This is a genomic window from Curvibacter delicatus NBRC 14919 (genome assembly GCF_001592265.1).
In the GTDB taxonomy this organism is placed as follows: domain Bacteria; phylum Pseudomonadota; class Gammaproteobacteria; order Burkholderiales; family Burkholderiaceae_C; genus Hylemonella; species Hylemonella delicata.
Genome location: NZ_BCWP01000002.1, coordinates 118,995 through 143,897, shown reverse-complemented (window position 1 = coordinate 143,897; position 24,903 = coordinate 118,995). Strand labels below are relative to the sequence as shown.

General features: G+C 65.0%; 28 protein-coding genes. 20 read left to right on the top strand and 8 right to left on the bottom strand.

The window, feature by feature from the left end:
- Nucleotides 1-47 precede the first annotated feature (47 nt).
- From urtE to urtA, 5 genes are all read right to left on the bottom strand, one after another.
- The gene (urtE, locus tag CDE01S_RS01930) at nt 48-737 is read right to left on the bottom strand and encodes an urea ABC transporter ATP-binding subunit UrtE (RefSeq protein WP_066702875.1); all 690 of its coding nucleotides are present in this window, start codon (nt 735-737) and stop codon (nt 48-50) included.
- A 19-nt stretch (nt 738-756) separates the two neighbouring features.
- Nucleotides 757-1,500, bottom strand: a complete 744-nt coding sequence (urtD, locus tag CDE01S_RS01925) for an urea ABC transporter ATP-binding protein UrtD (RefSeq protein WP_066702873.1) — start codon at nt 1,498-1,500, stop codon at nt 757-759.
- A 23-nt stretch (nt 1,501-1,523) separates the two neighbouring features.
- Nucleotides 1,524-2,729, bottom strand: a complete 1,206-nt coding sequence (gene urtC, locus CDE01S_RS01920; RefSeq protein ID WP_066702871.1) for an urea ABC transporter permease subunit UrtC — start codon at nt 2,727-2,729, stop codon at nt 1,524-1,526.
- Nucleotides 2,730-2,757: 28 nt separating this feature from the next.
- A complete protein-coding gene (gene urtB, locus CDE01S_RS01915) occupies nt 2,758-3,672 on the bottom strand; it encodes an urea ABC transporter permease subunit UrtB (RefSeq protein ID WP_066702868.1) in 915 nt (304 codons plus the stop codon).
- Between the two features lie 95 nt (nt 3,673-3,767).
- A complete protein-coding gene (gene urtA, locus CDE01S_RS01910) occupies nt 3,768-4,967 on the bottom strand; it encodes an urea ABC transporter substrate-binding protein (protein ID WP_439648659.1) in 1,200 nt (399 codons plus the stop codon).
- A 274-nt stretch (nt 4,968-5,241) separates the two neighbouring features.
- Between urtA and CDE01S_RS01905 the strand changes: the two genes are divergently transcribed.
- The 18 genes from CDE01S_RS01905 (at nt 5,242) to CDE01S_RS01820 (ending at nt 21,596) form a co-directional block, all read left to right on the top strand.
- Nucleotides 5,242-8,622: a hybrid sensor histidine kinase/response regulator gene (locus tag CDE01S_RS01905; RefSeq protein ID WP_066702862.1), complete on the top strand. Its 3,381-nt coding sequence runs from the start codon at nt 5,242-5,244 to the stop codon at nt 8,620-8,622.
- Nucleotides 8,612-9,523, top strand: coding sequence for a response regulator transcription factor (locus CDE01S_RS01900; protein ID WP_066702859.1), 912 nt, complete (start codon nt 8,612-8,614; stop codon nt 9,521-9,523). The genes CDE01S_RS01905 and CDE01S_RS01900 overlap by 11 nt, the downstream gene beginning before the upstream one ends.
- A gap of 207 nt (nt 9,524-9,730) precedes the next feature.
- Nucleotides 9,731-10,915, top strand: a complete 1,185-nt coding sequence (locus CDE01S_RS01895) for an amino acid ABC transporter substrate-binding protein (RefSeq protein ID WP_218016487.1) — start codon at nt 9,731-9,733, stop codon at nt 10,913-10,915.
- A gap of 61 nt (nt 10,916-10,976) precedes the next feature.
- Complete coding sequence (locus tag CDE01S_RS01890; RefSeq protein ID WP_066702856.1) at nt 10,977-11,843, top strand: branched-chain amino acid ABC transporter permease; 867 nt, start codon at nt 10,977-10,979, stop codon at nt 11,841-11,843.
- Nucleotides 11,840-12,802 (top strand): branched-chain amino acid ABC transporter permease, encoded by a 963-nt coding sequence (locus CDE01S_RS01885; RefSeq protein ID WP_066702854.1) that lies wholly within the window; start codon nt 11,840-11,842, stop codon nt 12,800-12,802. Before CDE01S_RS01890 ends, CDE01S_RS01885 begins: the two co-directional genes overlap by 4 nt.
- Nucleotides 12,799-13,551, top strand: coding sequence for an ABC transporter ATP-binding protein (locus CDE01S_RS01880; RefSeq protein WP_066702852.1), 753 nt, complete (start codon nt 12,799-12,801; stop codon nt 13,549-13,551). The genes CDE01S_RS01885 and CDE01S_RS01880 overlap by 4 nt, the downstream gene beginning before the upstream one ends.
- Entirely contained in the window at nt 13,548-14,285 is a 738-nt protein-coding gene (locus tag CDE01S_RS01875; RefSeq protein ID WP_066702850.1) for an ABC transporter ATP-binding protein, read from the top strand. The genes CDE01S_RS01880 and CDE01S_RS01875 overlap by 4 nt, the downstream gene beginning before the upstream one ends.
- Before the next feature lie 39 nt (nt 14,286-14,324).
- Complete coding sequence (locus tag CDE01S_RS01870) at nt 14,325-14,960, top strand: 2-hydroxychromene-2-carboxylate isomerase (protein ID WP_218016486.1); 636 nt, start codon at nt 14,325-14,327, stop codon at nt 14,958-14,960.
- Nucleotides 14,961-15,163: 203 nt separating this feature from the next.
- Nucleotides 15,164-16,180, top strand: a complete 1,017-nt coding sequence (locus tag CDE01S_RS01865) for a patatin-like phospholipase family protein (RefSeq protein ID WP_066702841.1) — start codon at nt 15,164-15,166, stop codon at nt 16,178-16,180.
- Nucleotides 16,181-16,222: 42 nt separating this feature from the next.
- Nucleotides 16,223-16,894, top strand: coding sequence for a class I SAM-dependent methyltransferase (locus CDE01S_RS01860; protein ID WP_066702838.1), 672 nt, complete (start codon nt 16,223-16,225; stop codon nt 16,892-16,894).
- Nucleotides 16,895-16,952: 58 nt separating this feature from the next.
- The gene (locus tag CDE01S_RS01855) at nt 16,953-17,312 is read left to right on the top strand and encodes a YciI family protein (protein WP_066702830.1); all 360 of its coding nucleotides are present in this window, start codon (nt 16,953-16,955) and stop codon (nt 17,310-17,312) included.
- 120 nt (nt 17,313-17,432) lie between these two features.
- The gene (locus tag CDE01S_RS01850; protein ID WP_066702828.1) at nt 17,433-17,816 is read left to right on the top strand and encodes a YciI family protein; all 384 of its coding nucleotides are present in this window, start codon (nt 17,433-17,435) and stop codon (nt 17,814-17,816) included.
- Between the two features lie 12 nt (nt 17,817-17,828).
- Complete coding sequence (locus CDE01S_RS01845) at nt 17,829-18,356, top strand: SRPBCC family protein (RefSeq protein ID WP_066702825.1); 528 nt, start codon at nt 17,829-17,831, stop codon at nt 18,354-18,356.
- 16 nt (nt 18,357-18,372) lie between these two features.
- Nucleotides 18,373-18,855, top strand: coding sequence for an SRPBCC family protein (locus CDE01S_RS01840; RefSeq protein ID WP_066702820.1), 483 nt, complete (start codon nt 18,373-18,375; stop codon nt 18,853-18,855).
- Nucleotides 18,852-19,271: a VOC family protein gene (locus CDE01S_RS01835; RefSeq protein WP_066702817.1), complete on the top strand. Its 420-nt coding sequence runs from the start codon at nt 18,852-18,854 to the stop codon at nt 19,269-19,271. The genes CDE01S_RS01840 and CDE01S_RS01835 overlap by 4 nt, the downstream gene beginning before the upstream one ends.
- Nucleotides 19,272-19,286: 15 nt before the next feature.
- Nucleotides 19,287-20,579: an RNA polymerase sigma factor gene (locus tag CDE01S_RS01830; protein WP_066702816.1), complete on the top strand. Its 1,293-nt coding sequence runs from the start codon at nt 19,287-19,289 to the stop codon at nt 20,577-20,579.
- Nucleotides 20,580-20,624: 45 nt separating this feature from the next.
- Nucleotides 20,625-21,119: a VOC family protein gene (locus CDE01S_RS01825; RefSeq protein ID WP_066702815.1), complete on the top strand. Its 495-nt coding sequence runs from the start codon at nt 20,625-20,627 to the stop codon at nt 21,117-21,119.
- Nucleotides 21,120-21,233: 114 nt separating this feature from the next.
- On the top strand, nt 21,234-21,596 hold the full coding sequence (locus tag CDE01S_RS01820) for a hypothetical protein (RefSeq protein ID WP_066702813.1): 363 nt from the start codon (nt 21,234-21,236) through the stop codon (nt 21,594-21,596).
- A gap of 75 nt (nt 21,597-21,671) precedes the next feature.
- Here the strand turns inward: CDE01S_RS01820 and CDE01S_RS01815 are convergent, their stop codons facing one another.
- The 3 genes from CDE01S_RS01815 to CDE01S_RS01805 form a co-directional block, all read right to left on the bottom strand.
- Nucleotides 21,672-21,923, bottom strand: coding sequence for a pentapeptide MXKDX repeat protein (locus CDE01S_RS01815; RefSeq protein ID WP_066703004.1), 252 nt, complete (start codon nt 21,921-21,923; stop codon nt 21,672-21,674).
- Nucleotides 21,924-21,993: 70 nt separating this feature from the next.
- Nucleotides 21,994-22,779, bottom strand: a complete 786-nt coding sequence (locus CDE01S_RS01810; RefSeq protein ID WP_066702811.1) for a molybdopterin-binding protein — start codon at nt 22,777-22,779, stop codon at nt 21,994-21,996.
- A 12-nt stretch (nt 22,780-22,791) separates the two neighbouring features.
- A complete protein-coding gene (locus CDE01S_RS01805; RefSeq protein ID WP_066702801.1) occupies nt 22,792-23,388 on the bottom strand; it encodes a cytochrome b/b6 domain-containing protein in 597 nt (198 codons plus the stop codon).
- Nucleotides 23,389-23,527: 139 nt separating this feature from the next.
- On the opposite strand from CDE01S_RS01805, the gene CDE01S_RS01800 reads away from it, so the two are divergent.
- On the top strand, nt 23,528-24,103 hold the full coding sequence (locus CDE01S_RS01800; protein WP_066702799.1) for a sigma-70 family RNA polymerase sigma factor: 576 nt from the start codon (nt 23,528-23,530) through the stop codon (nt 24,101-24,103).
- The gene (locus tag CDE01S_RS01795) at nt 24,100-24,741 is read left to right on the top strand and encodes a DUF1109 domain-containing protein (RefSeq protein WP_066702797.1); all 642 of its coding nucleotides are present in this window, start codon (nt 24,100-24,102) and stop codon (nt 24,739-24,741) included. The genes CDE01S_RS01800 and CDE01S_RS01795 overlap by 4 nt, the downstream gene beginning before the upstream one ends.
- Nucleotides 24,742-24,903 lie beyond the last annotated feature (162 nt).

Below are 24,903 nucleotides of genomic sequence, written 5' to 3'. Positions count from 1 at the left end.
CTTGAAGGCGTGGGACAAAAAAAGAGGGAATGACTCGGTGGGTGGGGTCAAACCGAGAGGTAGGACTTGATGCGGTTGACATCGGTCTGGGCGCGCGGGGTCTCGTGCACCAGGCGGCCGCCTTCGATCACGAACAGCCGGTCGGCCACATCCATGGCGAACGACAGCACCTGCTCGGAGACGACGATGGTGATCTCGCGCAGCTTGCGGATCTCGTTGAGCGCCTTCGCGATGTCCTTGATGATGGACGGCTGGATGCCCTCGGTCGGCTCGTCCAGCAACAGCACCTTGGGGTCGGTCACCAGCGCGCGGGCAATCGCCAACTGCTGCTGCTGGCCGCCCGACAGGTTGCCGCCCTTGCGCCGGCGCATGTCCCACAGCACGGGGAACAGCGCGTAGATTTCGTCTGGGATCTGCTTGGTCTTCGAGTTCTCCAGGCCGGTCTGGATGTTCTCCTCCACCGTCAGGGTGGGGAAGATCATGCGGCCCTGCGGCACGTAGGCAATGCCCTTGGCCACGCGCCGGTAGCTTTCGTCTTTCGAGACATCCTGGCCGGCCACCTCGATCTGGCCCGACTTGAGCGGCAGCACGCCCATCAGGCCCTTGAACAGCGTGGTCTTGCCCATGCCGTTGCGGCCCATGATGGCGATGGTCTCGTTCGTGCGGCCCTCGAAAGAGATGCCGTGCAGGGCTTCGCTCTGGCCGTAGGCCACGAACATGTCATTGACTTTGAGCATGGTGTTTTCTCCTGTGGAATCAGTGACCGAGATAGACGTCGATCACCTTCGGATCGGCCTGCACGGCTTCCATCGAGCCTTCGGCCAGGATCTTTCCCTGGTGCATCACGGTGACCTTGTGCGCGATTTGCTTGACGAACTCCATGTCGTGCTCGATCACGATCACCGAGCGGTTCTTGCAGATGCGCTTGAGCAGGTCGGCGGTGAGTTCGCGCTCGCGCGCGCTCATGCCGGCAATCGGCTCGTCCAGCATCAGCAGCTCGGGCTCCTGCATCAGCAACATGCCAATCTCCAGCCACTGCTTCTGGCCGTGCGAGAGCAGGCCGGCCTCCATGTCCAGCGCGTCGGCCAGGCCGATCTCCTCGGCCACCACCTGCACGCGCGCCTTCACCTCGTCGCTGCACTTGAAGCCCAGCGCGCCGAAGACCGAGCGCCCGGCCGGGTAGGACACCTCCAGGTTCTGGAACACCGAAAGGTTTTCGTAGATGGACGGCGTCTGGAACTTGCGGCCGATGCCGCGGCGCACGCGGATGTGTTCGTCCAGCGTGGTCAGCTCCTCGTTCTTGAACTTGATGCTGCCGGCGCTGGCCTTGGTCTTGCCGCAGATCAGATCGAGCAGCGTGGTCTTGCCGGCGCCGTTGGGGCCGATGATCACGCGCAGCTCGTTCTTGTCGATGTACAGCGTCAGGGTGTCGATGGCCTTGAAGCCGTCGAAGGAGACCGTGAGGTCTTCCACGGCCAGGGCGAAGTCGGTGTTGCTCATGGTGTGCTCCTGGTGAACTCGGTTCAGGCGGCCTGTCCGCTCACGTGGCTGGACAGCGGGGCGGTCGGGGTGCTGGTCGTCGCATTCGGCGTCTCGGTGGCGTCAAGGGCGGCGTCAGCCTTCACAGCGCGCCGGATCGCCAGGCGCTCAGCCTGCTTGCGTTGCCACCAGGGCACGACCTTTTGGCTCCACACGCCGGCCAACCCGTCGGGGAAGGCCATGGTCACGCCGATGAACAGCGCCGCCATCAGGAACAGCCAGAGGTCGGGGAAGCTCTCGGAGAAGTAGGTCTTGCCGAAGTTCACCAAGAGCGCGCCGTAGACCGCGCCCACCAGGCTCATGCGCCCGCCCACGGCGGCGTAGATCACCATCTCGATCGAGGGCACGATGCCGACGAAGGACGGCGACATGAAACCCACCTGCAGCGTGAACAGCGCACCGCCGATGCCCGAGAGGGCTGCAGCCAGGCAGAACACGAAGACCTTGAAGCTCGCCACGTCGTAACCGGAGAAACGCACGCGGTCTTCCTTGTCGCGCATGGCCAGCAGCAGCGTGCCGAGCTTGCTCTTCTGGATCCACAGGCACAGCAGCACGCTGCCCAGCAGCACGGCGCTGCAGAGGTAGTACAGGATGTACTTGGCGCTGTCGGTGCGGATGTCCCAGCCCAGCAGGGTCTTGAGGTCGGTCATGCCGTTGACGCCGCCGGTGTAGCCCTGCTGGCCGATGATGAGCACGGTCAGGATCAGCGCCACGGCCTGCGTGATGATGGCGAAGTACACACCGCCCACGCGCCGCTTGAACATGGCGTAGCTGATGATGAAGGCCAGCAGCGTGGGGATGGCGATGACGGCAATCAGCGCGAACGGCAGGTGCTCGAACGGCTTCCACCACAGGGGCAGGGCGGTGAGCTGGTTCCAGTCCATGAAGTCCGGGATGCCGGGGGTGGACTGGATCTTGGTGGTGATGGGGTCGGACGCCTCCAGCTTGAGGAACATGGCCATGGCGTAGCCGCCCAGGCCGAAGAAGACACCCTGGCCCAGGCTCAGGATGCCGCCGTAGCCCCAGACCATCACCAGTCCGAGGGCGACGAAGCCGTAGGTCAGGTACTTGCCTACCAGGTTGAGGCGGAAGATGTCGAAGGCGAGCGGGAAAACCACCAGCAGCAGCACCGCCAGCAGGGCCACGCTGCCCAGGCCGCGCTTGTTGATCCAGGTCGTGAAGTTGTTCATGGTGTTACTCCGTTGTGTTGCGGGCCGATCAGCGGCGCACCTTGCTGGCGAACAGGCCTTGCGGGCGGATCATCAGGATCACCACGATCAGGGACAGGGTCAGCACCTTGGCCATGGAGCCGGTCATGAAGAATTCGGCGATCGATTGCGTCTGCGCGATGCCGAAGGCCGAGGCCACCGTGCCCAGCAGGCTGGCGGCGCCGCCGAAGGTCACGACCAGGAAGGCGTCTACGATGTAGAGCGAGCCCGAGGTCGGCCCGGTGGAGCCGATGGTGGTGAAGGCCGCCCCGGCGATGCCGGCCACGCCGCAGCCGATGGCGAAGGTCAGGCGGTCGGTCTTCTGTGTGTTGATGCCGATGGCATTGGCCATCACGCGGTTGCTCACCGTGGCGCGGACCCGCAGGCCCCAGCGGCTCTTGTAGAGCGCCAGCAGCACGGCGCCGGTGACCAGCGCGGTCAGGCCCAGCACGAACAGGCCGTTGATCGGGATGTCCAGGCCCTCATGCGGTGCCCAGGAGCCCATCAGCCACTCCGGCAATGTGGGGCTGACTTCCTTCGGGCCGATGGCGGTGCGGAACACCTGCTGGATGCCCAGGCTCAGGCCCCAGGTGGCCAGGAGCGTGTCGAGCGGGCGCTTGTAGAGGTGGCGGATCAGTCCCCACTCCACCAGCCAGCCGGCAATGAAGGCCAGGCCGAATGCCACCGCAATCGAGAGCGGGAAGTAATACGGCATGAAACTGGGGGCGAGGTGCTCCACCAGCGTGGAGAACATGTAGACCGTGTAGGCGCCAATGGTCATGAACTCGCCATGCGCCATGTTGATCACGCCCATCTGGCCGAAGATGATGGCCAAGCCCAGGCCCATGAGGAGCAGGACCGAGAACAGGCTGAGTCCCGCGAAGCCCTGCATCAGGGTAATGTTGAGGATTTCCGAAAATTCCATGGCGTCACCTGCCTGTCTGTCTGTGTACGAATCTGGGGTGGCGACCCCTGAACCGCCAGGCGGCCGCCACCTTGTTTCCCTTCAACCGGAGCTGATTACTGGTAACCCTTCGGGAACGGGTTGGGTTCGATCAGCGCGGGCGACTCGGCCACCACCTTGAAGGTGCCGTCCTTCTGGCCCTGGGCGATGCGCGACTTGCTCCACAGGTGGTGGTTCTCGTGCAGCTTGACGTAGCCTTCCGGTGCGGTCTTGAGCTCGATGCCGGGCGAAGCGGCCACGACCTTGTCGACGTCGAAGCTGCCGGCCTTCTCCACGGCGGCCTTCCACAGCCAGGGGCCGAGGTAACCGGCCTGCGTCACGTCGCCGATCACGGCGTCCTTGCCGTACTTGGCCTTGAAGGCGGCAACAAACTTCTTGTTGTTGTCGTTGTCCAGGGTCTGGAAGTACTTCATCGAGGAGTAGAAGCCGGCGAAGTTCTCGCCGCCCACGCCCAGCATCTCGTCTTCCGTCACGGCCAGCGTCAGCAGGAACTGCTTGTCACCGGTGATGCCGGCGGCCTTGAGCTGCTTGTAGAAGGCCACGTTGGAGCCACCCACCACGGCGGTGAAGATGCAATCCGGCTTGGCGACCTTGATCTTGTTGATCAGCGAGTTGAAGTTGGTGTTGCCCAGCGGGTAGTACTCCTCGCCGACCACCTTGCCCAGCTTGCCCACGGTCTCGATGTGCTTGCGCGCGATCTTCATCGAGGTGCGCGGCCAGATGTAGTCGGAGCCGACCAGGAAGAAGGTCTTGGCTTTTTTCTCCTTGGCGCCCCAGTCCAGGCCGTAGATGATCTGCTGTGTGGCTTCCTGGCCGGTGTAGATCACGTTCTTGGACTGCTCCAGGCCTTCGTAGAAGGTAGGGTAGTACAGCAGGCCGTTTTCCTTCTCGAAGATCGGCAGCACGGCCTTGCGCGAAGCGCTGGTCCAGCAGCCGAACACGGCGGCGACCTTGTCGTTGACCAGCAGCTTCTTCGACTTCTCGGCGAAGGTCGGCCAGTCGGAGGCGCCGTCTTCCTTGATCACGCGGATCTTGCGGCCCAGCACCCCGCCCATGGCGTTGATCTGGTCGATGGCGAGCTGCTCGGCCTGGATGGAGCCGGTCTCGGAGATGGCCATGGTGCCCGTGGACGAGTGCAGCTGGCCGACCACCACCTCGGTGTCGGTCACGGCGAGCTTGGTGGTGTTCACCGCAGAGGTCGGCGGCGCGGCGGCGTGGCCCAGGGCCGGCAGGCCGACCATGGACATGGCGCCCATGGCCTGCAGCACGTGGCGACGTTGCAGGCCGGCGGCCGACGGGGTTGCGGAGGGGGCGGGCTGTTTCTTCATGAGGCACTCCTGAAATGAAAGGTGGGAACCAAGAACACCTGCAACAGGTGCTGGGCGACAGGGCGTCACCACGGCCTTGAGATTAGGGAGAACCCGAAAGACAGCCCATACGTCATTCGACGTACGCAGGGGGGTGCGGCCAAGTGAGAACGGTTCTTGCATGTGCACCAGGGATGACCACCAATGCACCAAAACCGCGCGCATGAAAAACGCCCCCCAACGCATCTTTCGCATCCGGCGCGACTACAACTCCTGGGTTGCCAACGAAACCCTGGAGGACTACGCGCTGCGCTACACGCCGCACAGTGCACGCAAATGGAGCGAGTTCCGCGTCGCCAACACCGCGCTGGGCGGCATGTCCTTCCTGGCGCTGGAGGCCATCGGCGGCGCCATCGCGCTCAATTACGGTTTCAGCAATGCGCTGTGGGCCATCCTGGTGATGGGGCTCATCACCTTCCTCACCGGCTTGCCGATTGCCGTCTACGCGGCGCGCTACGGGCTGGACATGGACCTGCTCACGCGCGGTGCCGGCTTCGGCTACCTGGGCTCCACCGTCACCTCGCTGGTCTATGCCTCGTTCACCTTCATCTTCTTCGCGCTGGAGGCGGCCATCATGGCGCTGGCGCTGCAGCTGGCGTTCGACTGGCCGCTGGTGTGGTGTTATGTGCTGTCCTCGCTGATCATCATTCCGCTGGTGCTGTACGGCATCACCTTCATCTCGCGCCTGCAGACCTGGACCCAGCCGCTGTGGGTCGTGCTGCTGCTCTGGCCCTTTGCCTGGTTTGCCGTGGCGCAGCCCGAGCTGTACGGTGAGTTCACCGGCCTGTCGGGCCTGACCTCGGGCAGCAACGGCTTCGAGCCGCTGATGTTCGGCGCCGCCGCCGCGGTGGCCTTCTCGCTGGTGCTGCAGATCGGCGAGCAGGTCGACTACCTGCGTTTTATGCCCGAGCGCACCGCCGCCAACCGCTGGCGCTGGTGGGGCGGCGTGCTGGCCGCCGGGCCGGGCTGGATCGTGCTGGGCATGCTCAAGATGCTGGGCGGCGCCTTCCTGGCCTTCGTGGCGCTGCAGTACGGCGCGGCGCCGGCGCAGGCGGCGGAACCGACGCAGATGTACCTGGTGGGCTACATGCGCTCGCTCGGCGACGCCACCGTGGCGACGGTGCTCACCGTGCTGTTCGTGGTGATCTCGCAGGTCAAGATCAACGTCACCAACGCCTATGCCGGCTCGCTGGCCTGGTCCAACTTCTTTGCCCGGCTCACGCGCAGCCACCCGGGGCGTGTGGTGTGGCTGGTGTTCAACGTCATCATCGCCATGCTGCTGATGACGCTGGGCGTCTTCGGTGCGCTGGAGAAGGTGCTGGGGCTGTACAGCAACGTGGCAATTGCCTGGGTCGGCGCGCTGGTGGCTGACCTGGTCATCAACAAGCCGCTCGGCCTGAGCCCCAAGCACGTGGAGTTCCGTCGCGCCTACCTGTACGACATCAACCCCGTCGGCCTGGGCGCCATGGGACTGGCGGTGCTGTTGTCCGTCACCGCCCATGCCGGGCTGCTGGGCGAATACGCGGCGGCCTTTTCGCCCTTCATCGCGCTGGGCACGGCCCTGGTCGCGGCGCCGCTGATCGCCTGGGCCACACGCGGGCGCTACTACCTGGCGCGCAAGGACGCCTCGCCCTGGGCGCCGGGTCAGGTGGTGCGCTGCTCTGTGTGCGAAAACCAGTTCGAGAGCACCGATATGGCCAGTTGCCCGGCCTACGGCGCGCCGATCTGCTCGCTTTGCTGCTCACTCGAATCGCGCTGCCACGACCGCTGCAAGAGCCAGGCGCGCGTGGCCGACCAGGTGCGCCAGGCCATGGCCGCCATCCTGCCGGCCAGTCTGAACAACCGCTTCAACTTCCGCGTCGGCCAGTACTTCACGGTTTTCCTCTCGCTGTGCGCGGTGCTGGCCTTCGTGCTGGGCGTGGTCTACATGCAGGAAAGCCTGCAGGCGCCGGTGGGGGTCCTGCGCATGCCGTTCATCAAGGTCTTTTCGCTGCTGGCGGTGCTGGCGGCGGTGTGGGCCTGGTGGATCGTGCTGGCCAACGAAAGCCGGCGCATGGCTCACGATGAATCGGAACGCCAGACCCAGCTGCTGCAAAAGGAAATCGATGCCCACCAGCGCACCGACGAGGCACTGCAAAGCGCCAAGGAAGTGGCCGAGGCCGCCAGCCAGGCCAAGACGCGTTATGTGGCCGGCATGACGCACGAGCTGCGCACGCCGCTCAACAGCATCCTGGGGTATGCGCAGATCCTGCTGCGCAATGCCGAGCTCAAGGGTGGCCTGCGCGAGGCGGTGACCACCATCCAGCAAAGCGGCCAGCACATGCACGCGCTGATCGACGGCCTGCTCGACCTGGCGCGCATCGAGGCCGGCCGCCTGCGGCTGGACATGGCGCCGCTGCCGTTTGCCGAATTCCTGTCGGAGCTGGCGCGCATGGTGAAACCGCAGGCCGAAGGCAAGGGCCTGTCGTTCCGGCTGGAGACGCAAGGGCGCGTGCCGGCCTGGGTGCAGGCCGACGCCAAGCGCCTGCGGCAGATCCTCATCAACCTGCTGGCCAATGCGGTGCGTTTCACCGACGCCGGTGGCATCGTCTTCCGTGTCGATTGCCGGCACGAAGTGGTGCGCTTCGAGGTGGAAGACACGGGCATCGGCATTGCGCCGCAGGACCAGGAACGCATCTTCATGCCCTTCGAGCGCGGCAGCGCCGGGCGGCGCGCCAGCGAAGCCGGCACCGGCCTGGGCCTGACCATCACCCACCTGCTGACCGAACTCATGGGCGGCGAACTCACGCTGCGCAGCGCGGTCAAGCAGGGCAGCACCTTCACCGTGCGGCTCTACCTGCGCGAGATCGAGCCGCCGGCCGCGCAGCTGGTGCGCCACCTGCGCCCCATCGTCGGTTACCTGGCGCCGCGGCGCACCCTGCTGGTGGTGGACGACCAGCCCATCCAGCGCCAGCTACTGGCCAGCCTGCTGGTGCCGCTGGGCTTCATCATGCGCGAGGCCGCCAGCGGCCGCGAATGCCTGGAAATTCTGCAGCAGCACAAACCCGATGCGGTGCTGCTTGACATCAACATGGACGACCTCAACGGCTGGCAGACCGCGCAGCTCATCCGCAGCAATGTCGGGCCCGACTTGCCGATCGTCTTCGTCTCGGCCGACCCGTTCGAGAACCGGCCCGAGCTGCTGGAAGCCGTCGGCTGCCAGGGTTTTGTGAGCAAGCCGGTGATCGAGTCCGAGCTGCTGGACCTGCTGGCGCGTGTGCTGCAGCTGGAATGGGTGCATGAGAGCAACCTGCTGCCCAGCCCGGAGGCGCCGCCGGCAGAACGCGAGCCGGCCGGCAAGCTGCCGCTGCCGGATGAACTGCGCCACAGCCTGATCGGCCTGGCGCGCATGGGCAATGCCAGCGGCCTGCGCAGCCTGCTGCGCAGCAGTGCCGAGCAGGAGCCGGCGATTGCCGACGTGCTGCAAAGCCTGGTGGTGCATGTGGACCGCTTTGACTTCTCTGCCCTGATTGAACGCCTGAAAGAAACCGAAGATGAAAGCTGAACCCGTGATGCCGCCTGCCGTCTCCAGTGTCGTCCTGGTGGTGGACGACGCCCCCGACACCCTGCGCATGCTGTGCGATGCGTTGGCCATCGAGGGCTACACCGTGCTGGTGGCGCGTGACGCCATCGAGGCGCTGGAGCGCTTCGAGATGGCGGTGCCCGACGCCGTGCTGCTCGACGCCATCATGCCGGGCGAGAACGGCTTTGCCTTGTGCCGTCGCCTCAAGTCGGAGCCCTCCTGGGCCCACGTGCCGGTGATCTTCATGACCGGCCTGGCCGAGACCGAGCAGATCGTCGAAGGTTTTGCCAGCGGCGGTGTGGACTATGTCGTCAAGCCGCTGAAGATTCCCGAGGTGCTGGCACGCCTGGCCACCCACCTGCGCAACGCGCATGTCAGCCGACTGGCGCGTGAGGCGGTGGACGTGGCCGGCCTCGGTGTGGTGCTGCTCGACTCCCAGGGCCGCATCGCCTGGCGCTCGCCGCAAGCCATGCATTGGCTGGAAGAGGCGCTTGGCCCGCAGGACGACGCGGCGCCGCTGAAGGACTGGCTGCAGGCCGCCGTCACCCAGGGCGAAACACTGACCGCGCTGCCCGACGGCAGCCAGCTGCAGGCCCAGTACCTGGGGCAGACCGGCCCGGGCGAGACCATGATCCTGCTGCGCCAGAGCGGGCCGGCGGTGGATGCCGCGCACAAGCGTTTGAGCGGTGCGGCCCTCACGCCGCGCGAAACCGAGGTACTGTCCTGGCTGGCCAAGGGCAAGACCAACCGCGACATCGCCGACATCCTCGGCATGAGCCCGCGCACGGTGAACAAGCACCTGGAACACATCTTCGAAAAGCTCGGCGTGGAAACGCGCACGGCCGCCGCGGCCATTGCCAGCAGCCTGCTGCAGGACGGCTGACAAGCAATCGGGAACTGACTTGATGCCGAGTGACACGTGCGAAACGAAGGCATCCCGGATTCGTGCGCGTTCCCAAGGGGCTTGCTTCAGATGATTTCTGCATGAACAAATGAAAACATGTTGGTTGGATTCTGGCGGCATGACGCCTAGCATCGCGTTTTCATCATTCCGTTGGGCATCATGCGTACACATAAATTTTCTTTGGCGTTGCAAGCACTCCTTGTCGCGGGCACCGTCCTTGCCTCTGCCGCGTCCTTCGCGGCTGACCAGATCATCAAGATCGGCGCGCCGCTGCCCCTGACCGGCGCCTTGTCGCCGGAGGGCACCAAGTTGCGCCAGGGTTACGACCTCTGGCTGGATCAAGTCAATGCCCAGGGTGGCATCAAGGTTGGCAAGGATCGCCACAAGGTCCAGCTGTTTTTCTACGACTACCAGTCGAACACGCCCAAGGCGGTTCAACTGGCCGAGAAGCTGATCACTGACGACAAGGTGGACTTTCTCTTCTCGCCCTTCGGTTCTGGCGCTACCAAGGCTGCCAGCACGGTGGCGGAGAAAAACGGTGTACCGTTGATCGCCTCCAGCGCCTCGTCGGCCGAGGTGTTTGACCAAGGCTACAAGAACCTCTTTGGTCTGTATACCGACAACAGCAGCCTGACCGAGCCCATCGCCGATCTGGTCAAGACCAATCTGCCGCAGGCCAAGCGCGTGGCCATCCTGGCGCGCAATGACCTGTACCCGCTGTCCCTGGCCCAGGAGTTCGAGAAGTCTGCCAAGAAGCGCGGCCTTGAGGTGGTCTACTTCGAGCGCTATGCCATCGGCACACTGGACCATGCCGCTGCGCTGGCCAAGCTGGGCGCCACCAAGCCGGACTGGATCGTCGCCACCGGCTATATCAACGACCTGATCCTGGTACGCAAGCAGCTCGCCGATGCACGTATCGACGCCAAGGTGCTGACGCTCATCAACGGGCCGGCTTATGACGAATGGGCCAAGGCCGTGGGCAAGCTGGCAGAGAACGTCACCACCGCCAGCTGGTTCCACCCCGTGTTGAACTACAAAAGCGACGACGTCTTCGGCTCCACCAAGAACTTCGTCGAGCTGTTCCGCAAGAAGTACGGTATCGAGCCCGATTTCACCCAGGCTTCCGGTGCCGCCGTGGGCGTGATCATCCAGCAGGCCATTGAGCGCGCTGGCAGCACTTCGCGCGACGCAGTACGTGCCGAGCTGCAGAAGGGCGGCTTCAAGACCTTCTTCGCGCCGATCTCCTTCGACAAGACCGGCATCGCGAATTCCTACATCCCGCCGGTGTACCAGCTGCAGAACGGCAAGGTCACCGTGGTCTATCCGGCCAACATCGCCACCAGCCAGTTCCGCACCGGCCTGGGCAACTGAAGCGGGCCCCAGCCCGGCACCCCGGGGCGCAAGCCCCGGGTGAATCTGCATCGGATCTCACGTGATTTACCTGCAAGTCCTGCTGAGTGGACTGGCGCTGGGTGGGCTTTATGCCTGCATCGCCGCCGGCTTCTCCCTGATCTGGGGGGTGTTGAATATCGTCAACATCCTCCACGGCTCCCTGATCATTCTCGGGGCCTACTTGGCCTATTTCGCCCACCAGCTCTATGGCATCAACCCCTTTGTCTTCGCGCCCTTCGGTGGACTGCTGCTCTTCGTCCTGGGTTACGTGCTGCAGCGCACGCTGATCAGGCGCGTCATGGGTGAGGCGGTGCTGATGACGTTGACGCTCACCTTCGGCCTGAACCTGCTGCTTGACAACCTGATGCTCAAATTTTTCCTGGCCGATTTCCGCAAGATCACCCTCGATCCGCCACTGGGCATCCTGGAGTTGGGCTCGCTGGGTGTGCCGGTAGACCGGCTGCTGGCCACGGGCGTGGGCCTGCTCATTGTGGGGGGGCTCTGGCTGCTGCTGCGCACCACCCAGTTCGGTCGCGCCATCGTGGCCGTGCGCATGGACCGGCAGACTGCTGCGCTGATGGGTGTTCGGGTCGACCACACCTATGCCCTGGCCTTCGGCCTGGGTGCCTTCATGGCGGGTGCGTCTGGAGCCTTACTGGCCGCCATCTTCCCAATTTCGCCTGTGGCCTCCGGGGTCTACCTGGGTAAGGCTTTCGTGATCTGTGTGCTAGGCGGCCTGGGTAGCGTGCCGGGCGTGGTGTTGGGCGGCTTCGCGCTGGGCATCATCGAGAGCTTCGGCACACTGGCGTTCGGCCCCGAGCATGCGCTCACCTTGTCCTTCCTTCTGCTGATCGGTCTGTTGATGTTCCGTCCTTCGGGGTTGTTGGGTCGTCGGGGGTTTCAATGAAAGTACGCAACTTCGTGATCCCCGCCGTGCTGGTCTTGCTGGGCCTGCTGGCCTGGCAGGCCGACAACTACGTGCTGCGCTTGAGCACCACAGTGTGCATGTACGCTGCGCTGGCAACGTCGTGGAACCTGATCGGTGGTTACGCGGGCTACCCCTCGTTCGCAACGGCCGCCTTCTTCGGCCTAGGGGCCTATGTTGCCGGCGTCTTGCAGACCCATGGCCTGGCCTTCGGCTGGGCGTGGACGGCGGCGGCCTTCTTCGTGGCTTTTTTCGCCGGCCTGCTGGGCCGGGCCATCCTGCACCTGCGCGGCCACTATTTCGCCATTGCGAGCCTGGTGGTGGCCGATGTGTTGCGCGAAGTCAGCAACTCCTGGACAAGTCTCACCGGCGGTGGCATGGGGCTGAACCTGCCCCTGCTCAAGCTCGGTAACGTGAACCAGCAAGCCCAGTTCTATTTCGCTGCGATGCTTGTCGTGGCCGCGCTCGCGCTGCTGCTCTCCTGGCACGTGAACCGCTCACGTCTGGGCTGGGCGCTGCGCTGCATCGAGCAGAACGAGGACGCCGCCCTGATCATCGGTGTCGATGCCCGCCGCGCCAAGGTGACCGCTTTTGCACTCTCGGGCTGGATCGCTGGTGCGGCCGGCGCAGTCTATGCCTCGTGGGTGACCTACATCGATCCGACCGACGTGTTCGACACGCTGCTCTCCGTCAAGCCCATCATCATGGCGCTGCTCGGCGGTGTGGGCACGGTCACCGGGCCGGTCATTGGCGCCGTGGTCTACCTCGGGCTCGAGGAATTGCTCTGGCGCAATGTGCTGGAGTTCCATGCAGGCCTGCTGGGTATCCTGGTGGTGTTGCTGGTTTTGTTTCTGTCCGTCGGGCTGCATGACGCCCGTTTGCAGAGGGCTTTTGTTTGGGTGCGTTCCCGTCTGGGTCGACAAGGCGAGGTGAACGCATGAACGCCCTGCTCGAACTCAAAGGCGTGACGCAGCGCTTCGGCGGCATTACGGCGCTGCAACAGCTCGACTTTTCCCTGGGGCAGGGCGAGATCGTGGGCGTCATCGGCCCCAACGGCGCGGGCAAGACCACGCTGGTGAACGCCGTCACGGGCGTGAACCGCATGAGCGCGGGCGAGGTGTTTTTCGAGGGACGCTCCATCACCGGCCTGCGCCCTGACGAGATCGCCCGCCTGGGCATCGCCCGCACCTTCCAGATCGTCCAGCCTTTTCCGCGCATGAGCGTGCTTGACAACGTGGCGTCCGCCGCCCTGTTCGCCGGTGGTAGCCGCACACCGGAAGCTGCGCGCGAGCAGGCCCGTGAATACTTGCGCTTCTGCGGTTTGGACGCCCAGGCCGACAAGCCGGCGGCGGCCTTGACGCTGGCCGGCCGCAAGCGGCTGGAGCTGGCCAAGAGCCTGGCACTCAAGCCACGCCTGCTTTTTCTGGATGAAGTCAATGCCGGTCTCAACCCGGCCGAGGTGGAGCACGCCCTGTCGCTGATCCAACAGATTGCAGCGAGCGGCGTCACCATCGTGCTGATCGAACACCTGATGAAGGTGGTGGTCAACTCCTGCACCCGCGTGATGGTGCTGCACCAAGGGCAGCTGATTGCCAACGGTACACCGCAGGAGGTCGTGGCCAACGAGAAAGTCATCGAGGCTTATCTGGGCCAGCGTTATGCGCGTCGCGCACAGGAGGCCGCAACATGAGTGCAGCACACAAGCCGATCCCGCCACTGCTCTCGGTCTCGTCTCTGGAGGTCGCCTATGGCGACGTGCAGGTGCTTTGGGACGTGAGCCTGGACATCCGCCCAGGAGAGATCGTCTGCCTGATCGGCTCCAACGGCGCCGGCAAGACGACGCTGTTGCGCACCCTGTCGGGCCTGATGCCTGTGCAGAGCGGCACGCTGCAGTGGGGCGGTCAGGATGTCCGGGGTTGGTCTCCGTCCGAGCGTGTCGCACGGGGAATCGCACATGTGCCCGAGGGGCGTCGCCTCTTTTCTGGCCTGTCCGTCTACGACAACTTGCTGCTCGGTGCCTACAGCCGCACCGATGGGCGCGCTGCCATTCAGCGCGACATTGAGCGGATGTATGACTTGTTCCCCCGCCTCGTTGAGCGGCGTCGGCAGGATGCCACCACCCTCTCCGGCGGTGAGCAGCAGATGTGCGCGATTGCGCGTGGTCTCATGGCCTCGCCCAAACTGTTGCTGATCGACGAGTTGTCTCTGGGGTTGGCACCCAAGGTCGTGGACGAGCTCGTCCAGACCCTGGGCCGCGTGCGTGACGCCGGCACCAGCCTGCTGATTGTCGAGCAGGACGTGGCCACAGCCCTGGAACTGGCCGATCGGGGTTATGTCATTGACCAGGGGCGCACCGTGACCGAGGGGCTGGCGTCCGCACTGCAGAACAATCCCACGGTTCGAGCCGCCTACCTGGGGGTCTGAGGCCGGCACACCGCCCCCACTTTGAAGGACATCCAAAGCATGAGCACAACCAAACCGCAAGTCACTTATTACTTCAGCTTCATTTCGCTCTGGAGCTATGTGGGCAGCCTGCACTTCCAGGAACTGGTGGCCAAGCACGATATTGATGTTGTCTACAGACCCATCGACCTGCTGGCCGTGTTCGCCGCCGGCGGCGGCAAGCCCGTGAAGGAGCGGCCCTTGCAGCGCCAAGCCTACCGCCTGGTGGAGATGCAGCGCTGGCGGGCCCAACGCAAGATCGACTTGGTGCTGCACCCCAAGTACTACCCCGCCGATCCCGCACTGGGGCACCGAATGCTGCTGGCGGCCCAGCGTGACGGACAGGACGTGGGCGCCTTTGTTCATGCTGGCTTGCGCGCTGTCTGGGCCGACGAACTCAACATCGAGGACCCCGAGACTTTGGTCGTCCTGGCCGATCGCAGTGGTTTGAAAGGGCGGGCGCTGCTCGCACAGGCCAATGAGCCGGAGTTCTTTGCGCAGTCGGATGCCCTGACGCAGGAAGCGATCGACCGGCAGCTCTTTGGTGCGCCTTTCTACTTCTACAAGGGTGAGCCCTTCTGGGGGCAGGACCGCTTGGACATGCTGGATGCGGCCATCTCCGAGTCCCGCGCTCCTTTTTTGCCGCCGACGCTCTGAATCTGCCATCACTCGCGACGAGACGCCCAAGTTTGGGGTGATGTTCGTCGCAGCCTCCTGGCATGAACCCGCGCACGGCAGCGGCCATTGCCAGCAGCCTGCTGCAGGACAGTTGACTGCGTGCCGGGTCTTGGCGGCGTCACCCGGCTCTGTTATAAGCATTTTTGGCCTCTAACCCTTATTGAATAAGCGGGAGCAGCTATATGTTTGATAGCAAGCCGGGCGCGATCAACCTGGCGCTGCAAGGCGGTGGCGCACATGGTGCCTTTACCTGGGGGGTGCTTGATGCGCTGCTGCAGGACCCACGCCTGCAGTTCGAAGGCATCAGCGGCAGTAGTGCCGGCGCCATGAACGCGGTGGTGCTGGCCGACGGCTGGCTCAAGGGTGGGCGCGAGGGCGCGCGCCAGGCGCTGGCCGACTTCTGGAACGAGCTGGGCCGCCAGATGCCCTGGGGCCTGCTGACGCGCCGCAAGGGCGACGTGATCACCATGGCGCCGGCCAGCCGCTTGCTGGCCAGCTGGGCGGGTTACTTCTCGCCCTCGCAGCTCAACCCGTTTGACCTCAACCCCCTGCGCGACCTGCTTTACCGCCAGATCGACTTCGAGCAGTTGCGCACGCGCTGCCCGTTCAAGCTCTTCATCGGCACCACGCAGGTCAGCACCGGCAAGCTGCGCCTGTTCCGCGAGCACGAGCTCACGGTCGATGTGCTGCTGGCCTCCGCCTGCCTGCCCAAGATCCACCGCACGGTGGAGATCGACGGCGAGGCTTATTGGGATGGCGGCTACAGCGCCAACCCGGCGGTGTTCCCGCTGGCCTACGACTGCCAGGCACGCGACATCCTGCTGGTGCTGCTCAACCCGCTCAAGCGCGAAGGCATACCGCAGACCGTGGAAGAGATCGAGGCGCGCATCGTTGAGCTGGCCTTCAGCGCCAATTTCATGCGCGAGATGCGCATGTTCGCGCACGCGGCCGAGTTTTCCGGCTCGGCCCTGCGGCCCAAGGGCCGGCTGGAACGTCGCCTGCAGGAGCTGCGTTTCCACATGATCGATGCCAGCCAGCTCGACAGCCTGCTGCGCACCGACACCAAGCTGCTGGCACACGGCCCGTTCTTCGAGCAGCTGCAGGAACAGGGCCGTATCTGTGCCGAGACATGGCTGGCAAAGGAGTACCATGCCATCGGGCGTCACTCCAGCATCGATGTAAAACAACTGTTTGGGTAGGGCGAAGAGACCCTGGACGCCACCAAGCTCTGGGAGGAGCCCATGCGTGACGACTCAGCTCACTCTGCCGGCCACGACGCTTCGCGCGCCATGTACCGCTGGCGCGCCTTGTCCTACGACCTGCAACTTGCCCCCTACGAATTCATCCGCCGCCACGCGGTCGAGCGGCTGCAACTGCAGCCCGGCCAGTGCGTGCTCGACCTCGGCTGCGGCACCGGCATGAGCCTAGCCCTGCTGCGCCAGGCCGTCGGCCCGCAGGGGCGTGTGGTGGCGGTGGACCAGTGCCCCGAGATGATTGCGCTGGCGCGCAGCCGCGTGCAACTGGAAGGCTGGGACAACGTCGAACTGCTCTGCGCCGAGGTGGAAGACGCCGCCTTGCCCGAGCAGGCCGACGCCACCATCTTCCACCTGGTGCACGACATCCTGCAAAGTCCGCGTGCTGTGGAACACGTTTTGCACCACCTCAAGCCCGGCGCACGCATTGCCGCCACCGGCCTGAAGTGGACCGCCCCCTGGCTGGCGCCATGGAACGCCTTGGTGGGCCTGTTCGCTGCACAGTCCATCACCAATTTCGACCGCCTGGCCGCGCCCTGGCAGCTCCTGCTCGACCACGGGGCCGAGCTGCAAGTGGAAAGCGTGCTCATGGGCACGCTCTATGTGGCCAGCGGCACGGCGCCGTCTGTCCGCCCGGGCCAGGCACGCCGCACGCATTGATATGCTTGCCGCCTGACAATCAACTTGGCCGGGCCCACCGGCCCACCCAGGAGTTTCCATGCCCTACATGCTGCTGATGATGGAGCCGCCCGGCCAGCGGCGCACACGCACCGAGGCCGAAGGCCGCGAGGTGTACGCACGCATGCAGCGTTTTGCCGAAGAACTGCAGGCACGCGGCCAGCTGCTGGCGGTCGAGTCGCTCGCCTCGCAGGCCAGTGCCGTGCGCGTGCAGGTGCGCGACGGCCAGGCCCAGGTGCTGGACGGTCCCTTTGCCGAAGCCAAGGAAATGGTGGGCGGTTTTTTCCTGATCGACTGCCCGACCCGGGCCGAAGCCGTGGCCATTGCCCGGCAATGCCCGGCGGCCGAGTGGTGCACGGTAGAAGTGCGCGGCGTCGGGCCGTGTTACGAAGACGCGTGAGGTCTGCCGGCTGGCCTAGGGTTTTTACCTAGTTGCCGGGCTGTCGATTTTGCGCCGCGTCGTTCGTCGTGGGAATGCAAGCCAGTGTTTGGCTGAACAACCCCATGAAGGAGTGCAGAGATGCGATACATGATCATTGTCAAAGCCACGCCCCAGTCGGAGGCCGGCGTCTTCCCGCCCAATATGGCCGAACTCATGGCCGTGATGGGCACCTTCCACGAAGAGCTGGCCCGCGCCGGCGTGCTGCTGGACGCCTCGGGCCTGGCGCCCAGCTCGCAGGGCTGGCGCATCCGCTACGACGGTAAGGAGCGCAAGGTGCTTGACGGCCCCTTTGCCGAAAGCAAGGAGCTGATTGCCGGCTACACCCTGATCCAGGTGCGCTCGCGCGACGAAGCACTGGAGTGGACGCGCCGTTTCCCCAACCCGGTGGGTGAGGGCTTGGCTGCCGAGATCGAGGTGCGCCGCCTCTACGAAGAGGAAGACTTTGCCGGCGTCGGCCGCTGAAGGAGGCGCACCATGGTCAGAACCATCCTCATCATCGCCGTGCTGGCCCTGGCCGGCCTGCTGCTGTTTGCCGCCACGCGGCCCGACCGTTTCAGCCTGCAGCGCAGCATCGTCATCCAGGCGTCGCCGGACAAGCTCCACGCGCTCATCAACGATCTGCACCAGTTCAACACCTGGAACCCCTACGACAAAAAAGACCCGGCCATGCAGGGCAGCTACCGTGGCCCGGCCGCCGGCCCGGGGGCGCGTTACGAGTTCAAGGGCAACAAGGAGGTGGGCGAGGGCAGCCTGGAGATCACCGCCAGCACCCCCACCCAGGTGACGATGCGGCTCGACATGAGCGCGCCCATGCAGGCCAGCAACACCATCGACTTCACCCTGGTGCCGCGCGGCAGCGCCACCGAAGTCACCTGGGCCATGCAGGGCAACTGCCCCTTCATCGCCAAGCTGATGGGCGTCTTCATCAACATGGACGCCATGATCGGCCGCGACTTCGAAGCCGGCCTGGCCAGCCTCAAGACCATTGCCGAAAAAACCTGATGCACGGGAGCACACCATGAGCACATCACCCACAGAAACTGCGGCGGCGCAAGCCGCGCGCGAGATTGTCAGCACCCGCCATTTCGCGCAGCCGCGCGAGCAGCTCTGGGCCGCCTTTGCCGATGCGCAGCGCCTAGCGCGCTGGTGGGGGCCGGCGGGGTTTCGCAACACCTTCGAACTGTGCGAGTTCCGCCCTGGTGGCCTCTGGCGTTTCACCATGCATGGCCCCGATGGGCAGGACTACCCCAACCGCAGCGTGTTCCACACCATTGAGGCACCCGCGCGTATCGTGCTGGAGCACGAGAATGCACCGCACTTCCACCTGCACATCACGCTGAGCGACGAGGCCGGCGGCACCCGGCTGGGCTGGCGCATGCAATTCGACGACGCCGCCACGCGCGAAGCCGTGGCCCGCTACGCCGTGCCTGCCAATGAGCAGGTCTTTGACCGCCTGCAGGCGGAACTCACCCACACCACTCACCAGGGAGCACTCGCATGAACCAGCAGATCTACGTCAACCTGCCCGTGCGCGACCTGGCGCGTTCCAGGGCTTTCTTCAGCGCCCTGGGCTACAGCTTCAACCCGCAGTTCAGCAACGAGCAGGGCGCCTGCATGGTCATCAGCGATGACATCTACGTCATGCTGCTGACCGAACCCTTCTGCCAGACCTTCACCAGCAAACCCCTGGCCGACGCCCGCAAGACCACCGAGGTGCTGATCTGCCTGTCGTGCGCCAGCCGCGCCGAGGTCGACCAACTGGTGGCCAAGGCCCGCGCCGCCGGCGGCACGGTGCCGCGTGCCTCGCAAGACCACGGTTTCATGTACCAGCACGGCTTTGAAGACCTGGACGGCCACATCTGGGAACTGGCCTACATGGACATGGCCGCCTGCCCGGCCACGCCGGCGCAGGCCTGAGCGCCCGACCGCCTGATGCACTCCGCCACCCACCAGGCCATTGCCGCCGTCTGGCGCATTGAGTCCGCGCGCATCGTGGCGGCGGTGGCGCGCCTGCTGCGCGACATCGGCCAGGCCGAGGAGGTGGCACAGGACGCCCTGGTGGCGGCGCTGGAGCACTGGCCCACCGAGGGTGTGCCCGACAAACCCGGTGCCTGGCTCATGGCCACCGCCAAGAACCGCGCGCTCGACCGCCTGCGCCGCGACAAGGTGCAGGGCAGCAAGTTCGAGCAGATCGGCCATGACCTGGAAGCGCAGCAGGCGCTGGTGGTGCCCGACTTCGTGGACGCGCTCGACGCCGCGCGTGCCGACGAGATTGGCGACGACCTGCTGCGCCTGATCTTCACCGCCTGCCACCCGGTGCTCAGCGCCGAGATGCGCGCCGCGCTCACGCTCAAGCTGCTGGCCGGCCTGAGCACGCACGAGATTGCGCGCGCCTTCCTGGTGAGCGAGCCCACGCTGGCGCAGCGCATCGTGCGTGCCAAGCGAACCCTGCGCGAAGCGCGTGTGCCCTTCGAGCTGCCGCGCGGCGCCGTGCTGGGCGAACGGCTGGCCTCGGTGCTGGAGGTGGTGTACCTAGTCTTCAACGAAGGCTATACGGCCACCGCGGGTGAGGACTGGATGCGCCCCGCCCTGGTGGACGAAGCCCTGCGCCTGGGCCGCATGCTGGCCGAACTGGCCGCCGACGAACCCGAGGTGCACGGCCTGCTGGCGCTGATGGAACTGCAGGCCTCGCGCACTGCTGCCCGCACCGACGCCAGTGGCCGCCCCGTGCTGCTGCTGGCACAGGACCGCACGCGCTGGGACCACCTGCTCATCCGCCGCGGGCTGGCGGCGCTGGCGCGGGCCGAGGCCTTGTGCGCCGCCCAGGGCCAGTCGCTCGGCGCCTATGCGCTGCAAGGCGCCATTGCCGCCTGCCACGCGCGCGCCGTGCAGGCGACCGACACCGACTGGGTGCGCATTGCCTCGCTGTACGAGGCGCTGGCGCAAACCACACCGTCACCCGTGGTGGAACTCAACCGCGCCGTCGCTGTGGCCATGGCCTACGGGCCGGCCGCTGGCCTGGCCCTCATCGACGCGCTGCGCGAAGACCGTGCCCTGCAAAACTACCAGTGGTTGCCCAGCGTGCGTGGCGACCTGCTGGCCAAGCTGGGCCGGCTGGACGAGGCGCGCGCCGAGTTCGCACACGCCGCCACGCTGACGCACAACCTGCGCGAGCGCGAGCTGCTGCAGGAACGTGCGCAGACCTTGGGCGAGGCCGGGGCCTGAGCGTCTGCACCGTTTCTTGTGTCTTCATCACGAAGGAGCCTCACCATGCTGAACCCGATCAAGATCACGCCCTGCTTGTGGTTCGACCAGCAGGCCGAAGAAGCCGCCGCGTTCTACACCGGCATCTTTCCCAATTCGCGCATCACCGGCGTGAGCCGTTTTCCCGATGTCGGGCAGGAGATCCACGGCCAGCCTGCGGGCTTGGTGATGACGGTGGGCTTCGAGCTCGACACCCAGCCTTTTGTGGCCTTGAACGGCGGCCCGGTGTTCCGCTTCAACGAAGCGGTCTCGCTGCAGATCCACTGCGCCGACCAGGCCGACGTGGACTACTACTGGGAGCGGCTTGGCGCCGGCGGCGACGAGGCTGCTCAACAGTGCGGCTGGCTGAAAGACCGTTATGGCCTGTCATGGCAGGTGGTGCCCACGCTGCTGACCACCTTGGTGCAAGACCCCGACCCGGCGAAAACGCGCCGCGTCATGCAGGCCCTGCTGCAGATGAAGAAGCTGGACATCGCAGGCCTGAAGCGCGCCGCGGCTTGAGGTTCAGGGTGTTTTTGGCCTCCAGAGCTTGCTGAATATGCGCAAACAGCTATAAAATTTGTAGCAATTGCCGGTGGCCAGCTTGCCAAAGCTGGCCCGCTTCAGGAGTCAACCATGAATTACCCGCTGTCTTGTGTGCTGTCCGTGTTGCTCGTGGGGCTGGGCCTGCCGCTGGCGGCCGAGGCCCGTTGCGTCACCACCCGCTACGGCGAAACACTGTGCGCCCCGGCCGAAAGCCGCTGCGTCAATGACCGTTATGGTGATCCCCACTGTTCCGGCAGCGGCGGCGATGCCGTGCTGGACCGCTACGGCGCTGCGGTGTGCGGTGTCGGGCGCTGCGTGATGGAGCGCGATGGCAATGTAATGTGCTCAACCGAGCCGCGGGGCAGCGCAGCGCTGGACCGTTATTCCCAAGCCGTCTGCACCGGTGGCTGCGAACCGGCACAGGCCAGCCGCTGCAAACCACTGACCAAGTAGGCCCGGCGGGGCAAGGGGGCGGCGGAGCGTTCGCCGTGTGAAGAACGGCTTGCTCCGGCCCCTTGCCTGACAGACTTATTTCTTCATCGCATCCTTGCCCATGGCGTCCTTGGCCATGCTGTCCTTTTTCATGCTGTCTTTCGCCATGCTGTCCTTGGTCATGGCGTCTTTTTTCATGCTGTCCTTGCCCATCGCGTCCTTGGCCATGGTGTCTTTCGTCATGGCATCCTTGGCCATGCTGTCCTTCTTCATCGCGTCTTGCGCAAAGGCGCCGCTGCCGGCCAGCAGCAGGGTGACAGCCAAAAGGGTCGAGCTGATCGTTTTCATAGTGAACTCCATTGAAGTGATGATGAGATGGCGTTAGTGCCGATTTTTCAGGGCGTCTGAGCGGTCAGGCTCAGCTGCCTCCGAACCAGTTGTACCCCTGGTCTTCCCAGTAGCCTCCGGGGTAGGTATTCGTGACGAAAATCGCCTGAATGTGTTTTGGATTTTTGTAGCCCAGCTTGGTGGGCATGCGCAATTTCATGGGGAAGCCGTACTTGGGCGGCAGGGGCTGGCCGTCGTAGGTCAGCGCCAGCACGGTTTGCGGATGCAGTGCCGTGGGCATGTCGATGCTGGTGAAATAGTCGTCGGCACATTTGAAGCCCACGTACTTGGCGCTGAGGTCGGCGCCCACCTGGCGCAGAAAGCTGCCGAATGACACGCCGCCCCACTTGCCGATGGCGCTCCAGCCCTCCACGCAAATGTGGCGGGTGACCTGGTCGGTCTGCGGCATGGCGCGCAGTTCGGCAAGCGTCCATTTGCGCTTGTCGGCGACCAGACCCGTCACTTCAAGGCGGTAGCTGCTTTCCTCGATGGCCCGGACCTCATCTTCGCCGTAATAGGCGTTGAAGGGAAACGGGCGCGTGATCATCGACTCGGGGTAGGTCGGCGCCAGCCGGTTGGGGTCAAACAGCCAGCCCTGCACATCGTCGTTCAGGCGCGAAATTCTGGTCAGTGCCGTTTCAACACTGCTTTCATCAACCAGCGAACAACCGCTGAGCATGGTCAGGCCGCCCAGTGTGAGTGAGCGGCGCAGGAAATCGCGTCGCGCGGTCTGGCCGATGCGTTGCACGGCTTCTTTCAGGACGGCATCGCCGTCGATGCGCCAGGCGGACGTGGTGGGTGTGGGGCGGGTGGTCATGGCGTGCCCTCCTTAGCGGCCGCGGAGCATGTGGAGTAGCGTGCGCGGCACCAGCGCCACCATCGCCAGATGAACGGCCACGAACGCGGCCAGTGCCGCCATGGCGAAGAAGTGGACCCGACGGGCGCCTTCATAACCGGCCATCAGTTCGCGCAGCAGCGGGAACTGCACGGATTTCCAGAGCACCAGGCCGGACAGCACCAGCAGGACGCTGTCCAACATCACAAACAGATAAGCGAGCCGTTGCACCGCGTTGTAATGCTGCGGGTCGGCATGGGCCAGCCGGCCTTGGAGGGCTGCCAGCAGGTCGGCCAGCAAGGCGCGCGGGGACAGGGGAAAGAACCGGTGCCACAGGCGCCCGCTGGCCAGATTGAAGCCCAGGTACAACAGCCCATTGCCCGCCAGCAGCCACATGGCGGCAAAGTGCCACTGAAGCGCCCCGCCCAGCCAGCCGCCCAGGGTGATACCTTTGGGAAACGCAAAGCCGAGGAAGGCCGTGGCGTTGTAGATCCGCCAGCCGCTCATCATGAGAACCACCACCGCCAGGGCATTGAGCCAGTGCGTGGCGCGCAACCAGGCGGGGTGAACGACCTCTGTCTGTGAACGCATCAAAAGAGACTCCATGGATTGCCAGGCGGGCGGAATGCCGCTGCTTGAGGGGTAGTTCGTCGGAACTTGGCTGCGGGTTACAGTTCTCAGCAAAGTCCGGCGAAATATTTTTTTCGGCACGCTGTAACCTGAAGCCGCTATGGAACGAATAGAAGAAAGAGATGTTCGGTTCGCGACCAGCGAAAACCAGTTGCGCGAGTTGCTGGTGCAGGGGCTGGACGGTGATGCCGCCGCCTACCACCGCTTCCTGAAAGCGCTGAGCGCGCATTTGCGGGCGTATTTCAGAAAGCGGCTTTTTCAGCGCCCCGACGAAGTGGAGGACCTCGTGCAGGAAACATTGCTCGCCGTGCACAACCAGCGACACACCTACCGCCTCGACCTGCCCCTGACCGCCTGGGTGCACGCGATCGCGCGCTACAAGCTGGTTGATCTGTTGCGGACCCACACGTCGCGCGAGGCCCTGACCGATCCGCTGGACGACGAGCACGAGCTCTTTGCCGTGTCCGACACCGAGGCAGACGAGGCCCGCAAGGACCTGAACAAGCTGCTGGCCGGTCTGCCCGAGCGGCAGCGCCTGCCCATCGTGCACGTCAAGCTGGAGGGCCTGTCGGTGGTGGAGGCGGCGCAGCTCACGGGCATGTCGGAGTCGGCCATCAAGATCGGCGTGCACCGGGGCCTGAAGGCGCTGGCGGCCAAAATCAGGGGAATTGCATGAAGACCGATGAACTTGTTTCGCTGCTGGCGGCCAGTGCCGATCCAGTGCCTGTGAATGCGGTGGGCCGGCGCTTTGCCGTGGCCCTGGGCTGGAGTGTGCCGGCCGCTGCCTTGGTGATGGCCGTCACGTTCGGCATTCGCCATGACTTGGCGCAGGCCATGGCGGGATGGCTGTTCTGGATGAAGCTGGTCTTTGCGGGCAGTCTCGCGCTGGCCGGTTTTGTCGCAACCGAACGGCTGGGCCGGCCTGGCATGCGGCTGACCGGCATCTGGATGGCATTGGCCGCGCCGGTGCTGCTGCTGTGGCTGGCTGCGGCCGCGGTGCTGTTTGATGCGGAGCCGGCGCAACGCGCCGACCTCATTTTCGGGACGACCTGGAAGACCTGCCCTTTCAACATCGCGCTGATCTCGCTGCCGCTGTTGGCGGCAACGCTCTGGACCATGAAGGGGTTGGCCCCGACCCGTCTGACGCTGGCCGGCGCTGGCGCCGGTCTGTTGGCCGGGGCGCTGAGTGCGCTGGTCTATGCGCTGCACTGCCCGGAGTCGGCCGTGCCCTTCATCGGTATCTGGTACGTGCTGGGCATCGCCATGCCGACGCTGGCCGGCGCGCTGCTGGGGCCCCGGGTGTTGCGCTGGTAGTGCGCAAGCATCGGCAAGGGTTGTCGGCGATGCCGTGTTGGACCGCAATGCAGCGGGAGCAGTCGATCGCAACCAAATTACGGGCGACGGGTTTGGAGGGCAAAGCAGTTCTTCGCGAAGAGCCAGCCGAGTCCTTCCGACTAATTGCCCCGCACTTTGATC

Coding starts and splice junctions, on each gene's coding strand:
- CDE01S_RS01855 (WP_066702830.1), top strand. CDS start 16,953: ATGCCCTACATGCTGCTGATGATGGAGCCGCCCGGCCAGCGGCGCACA.
- CDE01S_RS01810 (WP_066702811.1), bottom strand. CDS start 22,779: ATGACCACCCGCCCCACACCCACCACGTCCGCCTGGCGCATCGACGGC.
- urtE (WP_066702875.1), bottom strand. CDS start 737: ATGCTCAAAGTCAATGACATGTTCGTGGCCTACGGCCAGAGCGAAGCC.
- CDE01S_RS01805 (WP_066702801.1), bottom strand. CDS start 23,388: ATGCGTTCACAGACAGAGGTCGTTCACCCCGCCTGGTTGCGCGCCACG.
- CDE01S_RS01845 (WP_066702825.1), top strand. CDS start 17,829: ATGGTCAGAACCATCCTCATCATCGCCGTGCTGGCCCTGGCCGGCCTG.
- CDE01S_RS01905 (WP_066702862.1), top strand. CDS start 5,242: ATGAAAAACGCCCCCCAACGCATCTTTCGCATCCGGCGCGACTACAAC.
- CDE01S_RS01835 (WP_066702817.1), top strand. CDS start 18,852: ATGAACCAGCAGATCTACGTCAACCTGCCCGTGCGCGACCTGGCGCGT.
- urtC (WP_066702871.1), bottom strand. CDS start 2,729: ATGAACAACTTCACGACCTGGATCAACAAGCGCGGCCTGGGCAGCGTG.
- CDE01S_RS01840 (WP_066702820.1), top strand. CDS start 18,373: ATGAGCACATCACCCACAGAAACTGCGGCGGCGCAAGCCGCGCGCGAG.
- CDE01S_RS01795 (WP_066702797.1), top strand. CDS start 24,100: ATGAAGACCGATGAACTTGTTTCGCTGCTGGCGGCCAGTGCCGATCCA.
- CDE01S_RS01850 (WP_066702828.1), top strand. CDS start 17,433: ATGCGATACATGATCATTGTCAAAGCCACGCCCCAGTCGGAGGCCGGC.
- CDE01S_RS01820 (WP_066702813.1), top strand. CDS start 21,234: ATGAATTACCCGCTGTCTTGTGTGCTGTCCGTGTTGCTCGTGGGGCTG.
- CDE01S_RS01885 (WP_066702854.1), top strand. CDS start 11,840: ATGAAAGTACGCAACTTCGTGATCCCCGCCGTGCTGGTCTTGCTGGGC.
- urtB (WP_066702868.1), bottom strand. CDS start 3,672: ATGGAATTTTCGGAAATCCTCAACATTACCCTGATGCAGGGCTTCGCG.
- urtA (WP_439648659.1), bottom strand. CDS start 4,967: ATGGGCGCCATGTCCATGGTCGGCCTGCCGGCCCTGGGCCACGCCGCC.
- CDE01S_RS01865 (WP_066702841.1), top strand. CDS start 15,164: ATGTTTGATAGCAAGCCGGGCGCGATCAACCTGGCGCTGCAAGGCGGT.
- CDE01S_RS01800 (WP_066702799.1), top strand. CDS start 23,528: ATGGAACGAATAGAAGAAAGAGATGTTCGGTTCGCGACCAGCGAAAAC.
- CDE01S_RS01870 (WP_218016486.1), top strand. CDS start 14,325: ATGAGCACAACCAAACCGCAAGTCACTTATTACTTCAGCTTCATTTCG.
- CDE01S_RS01825 (WP_066702815.1), top strand. CDS start 20,625: ATGCTGAACCCGATCAAGATCACGCCCTGCTTGTGGTTCGACCAGCAG.
- CDE01S_RS01815 (WP_066703004.1), bottom strand. CDS start 21,923: ATGAAAACGATCAGCTCGACCCTTTTGGCTGTCACCCTGCTGCTGGCC.
- urtD (WP_066702873.1), bottom strand. CDS start 1,500: ATGAGCAACACCGACTTCGCCCTGGCCGTGGAAGACCTCACGGTCTCC.
- CDE01S_RS01860 (WP_066702838.1), top strand. CDS start 16,223: ATGCGTGACGACTCAGCTCACTCTGCCGGCCACGACGCTTCGCGCGCC.
- CDE01S_RS01875 (WP_066702850.1), top strand. CDS start 13,548: ATGAGTGCAGCACACAAGCCGATCCCGCCACTGCTCTCGGTCTCGTCT.
- CDE01S_RS01830 (WP_066702816.1), top strand. CDS start 19,287: ATGCACTCCGCCACCCACCAGGCCATTGCCGCCGTCTGGCGCATTGAG.
- CDE01S_RS01900 (WP_066702859.1), top strand. CDS start 8,612: ATGAAAGCTGAACCCGTGATGCCGCCTGCCGTCTCCAGTGTCGTCCTG.
- CDE01S_RS01880 (WP_066702852.1), top strand. CDS start 12,799: ATGAACGCCCTGCTCGAACTCAAAGGCGTGACGCAGCGCTTCGGCGGC.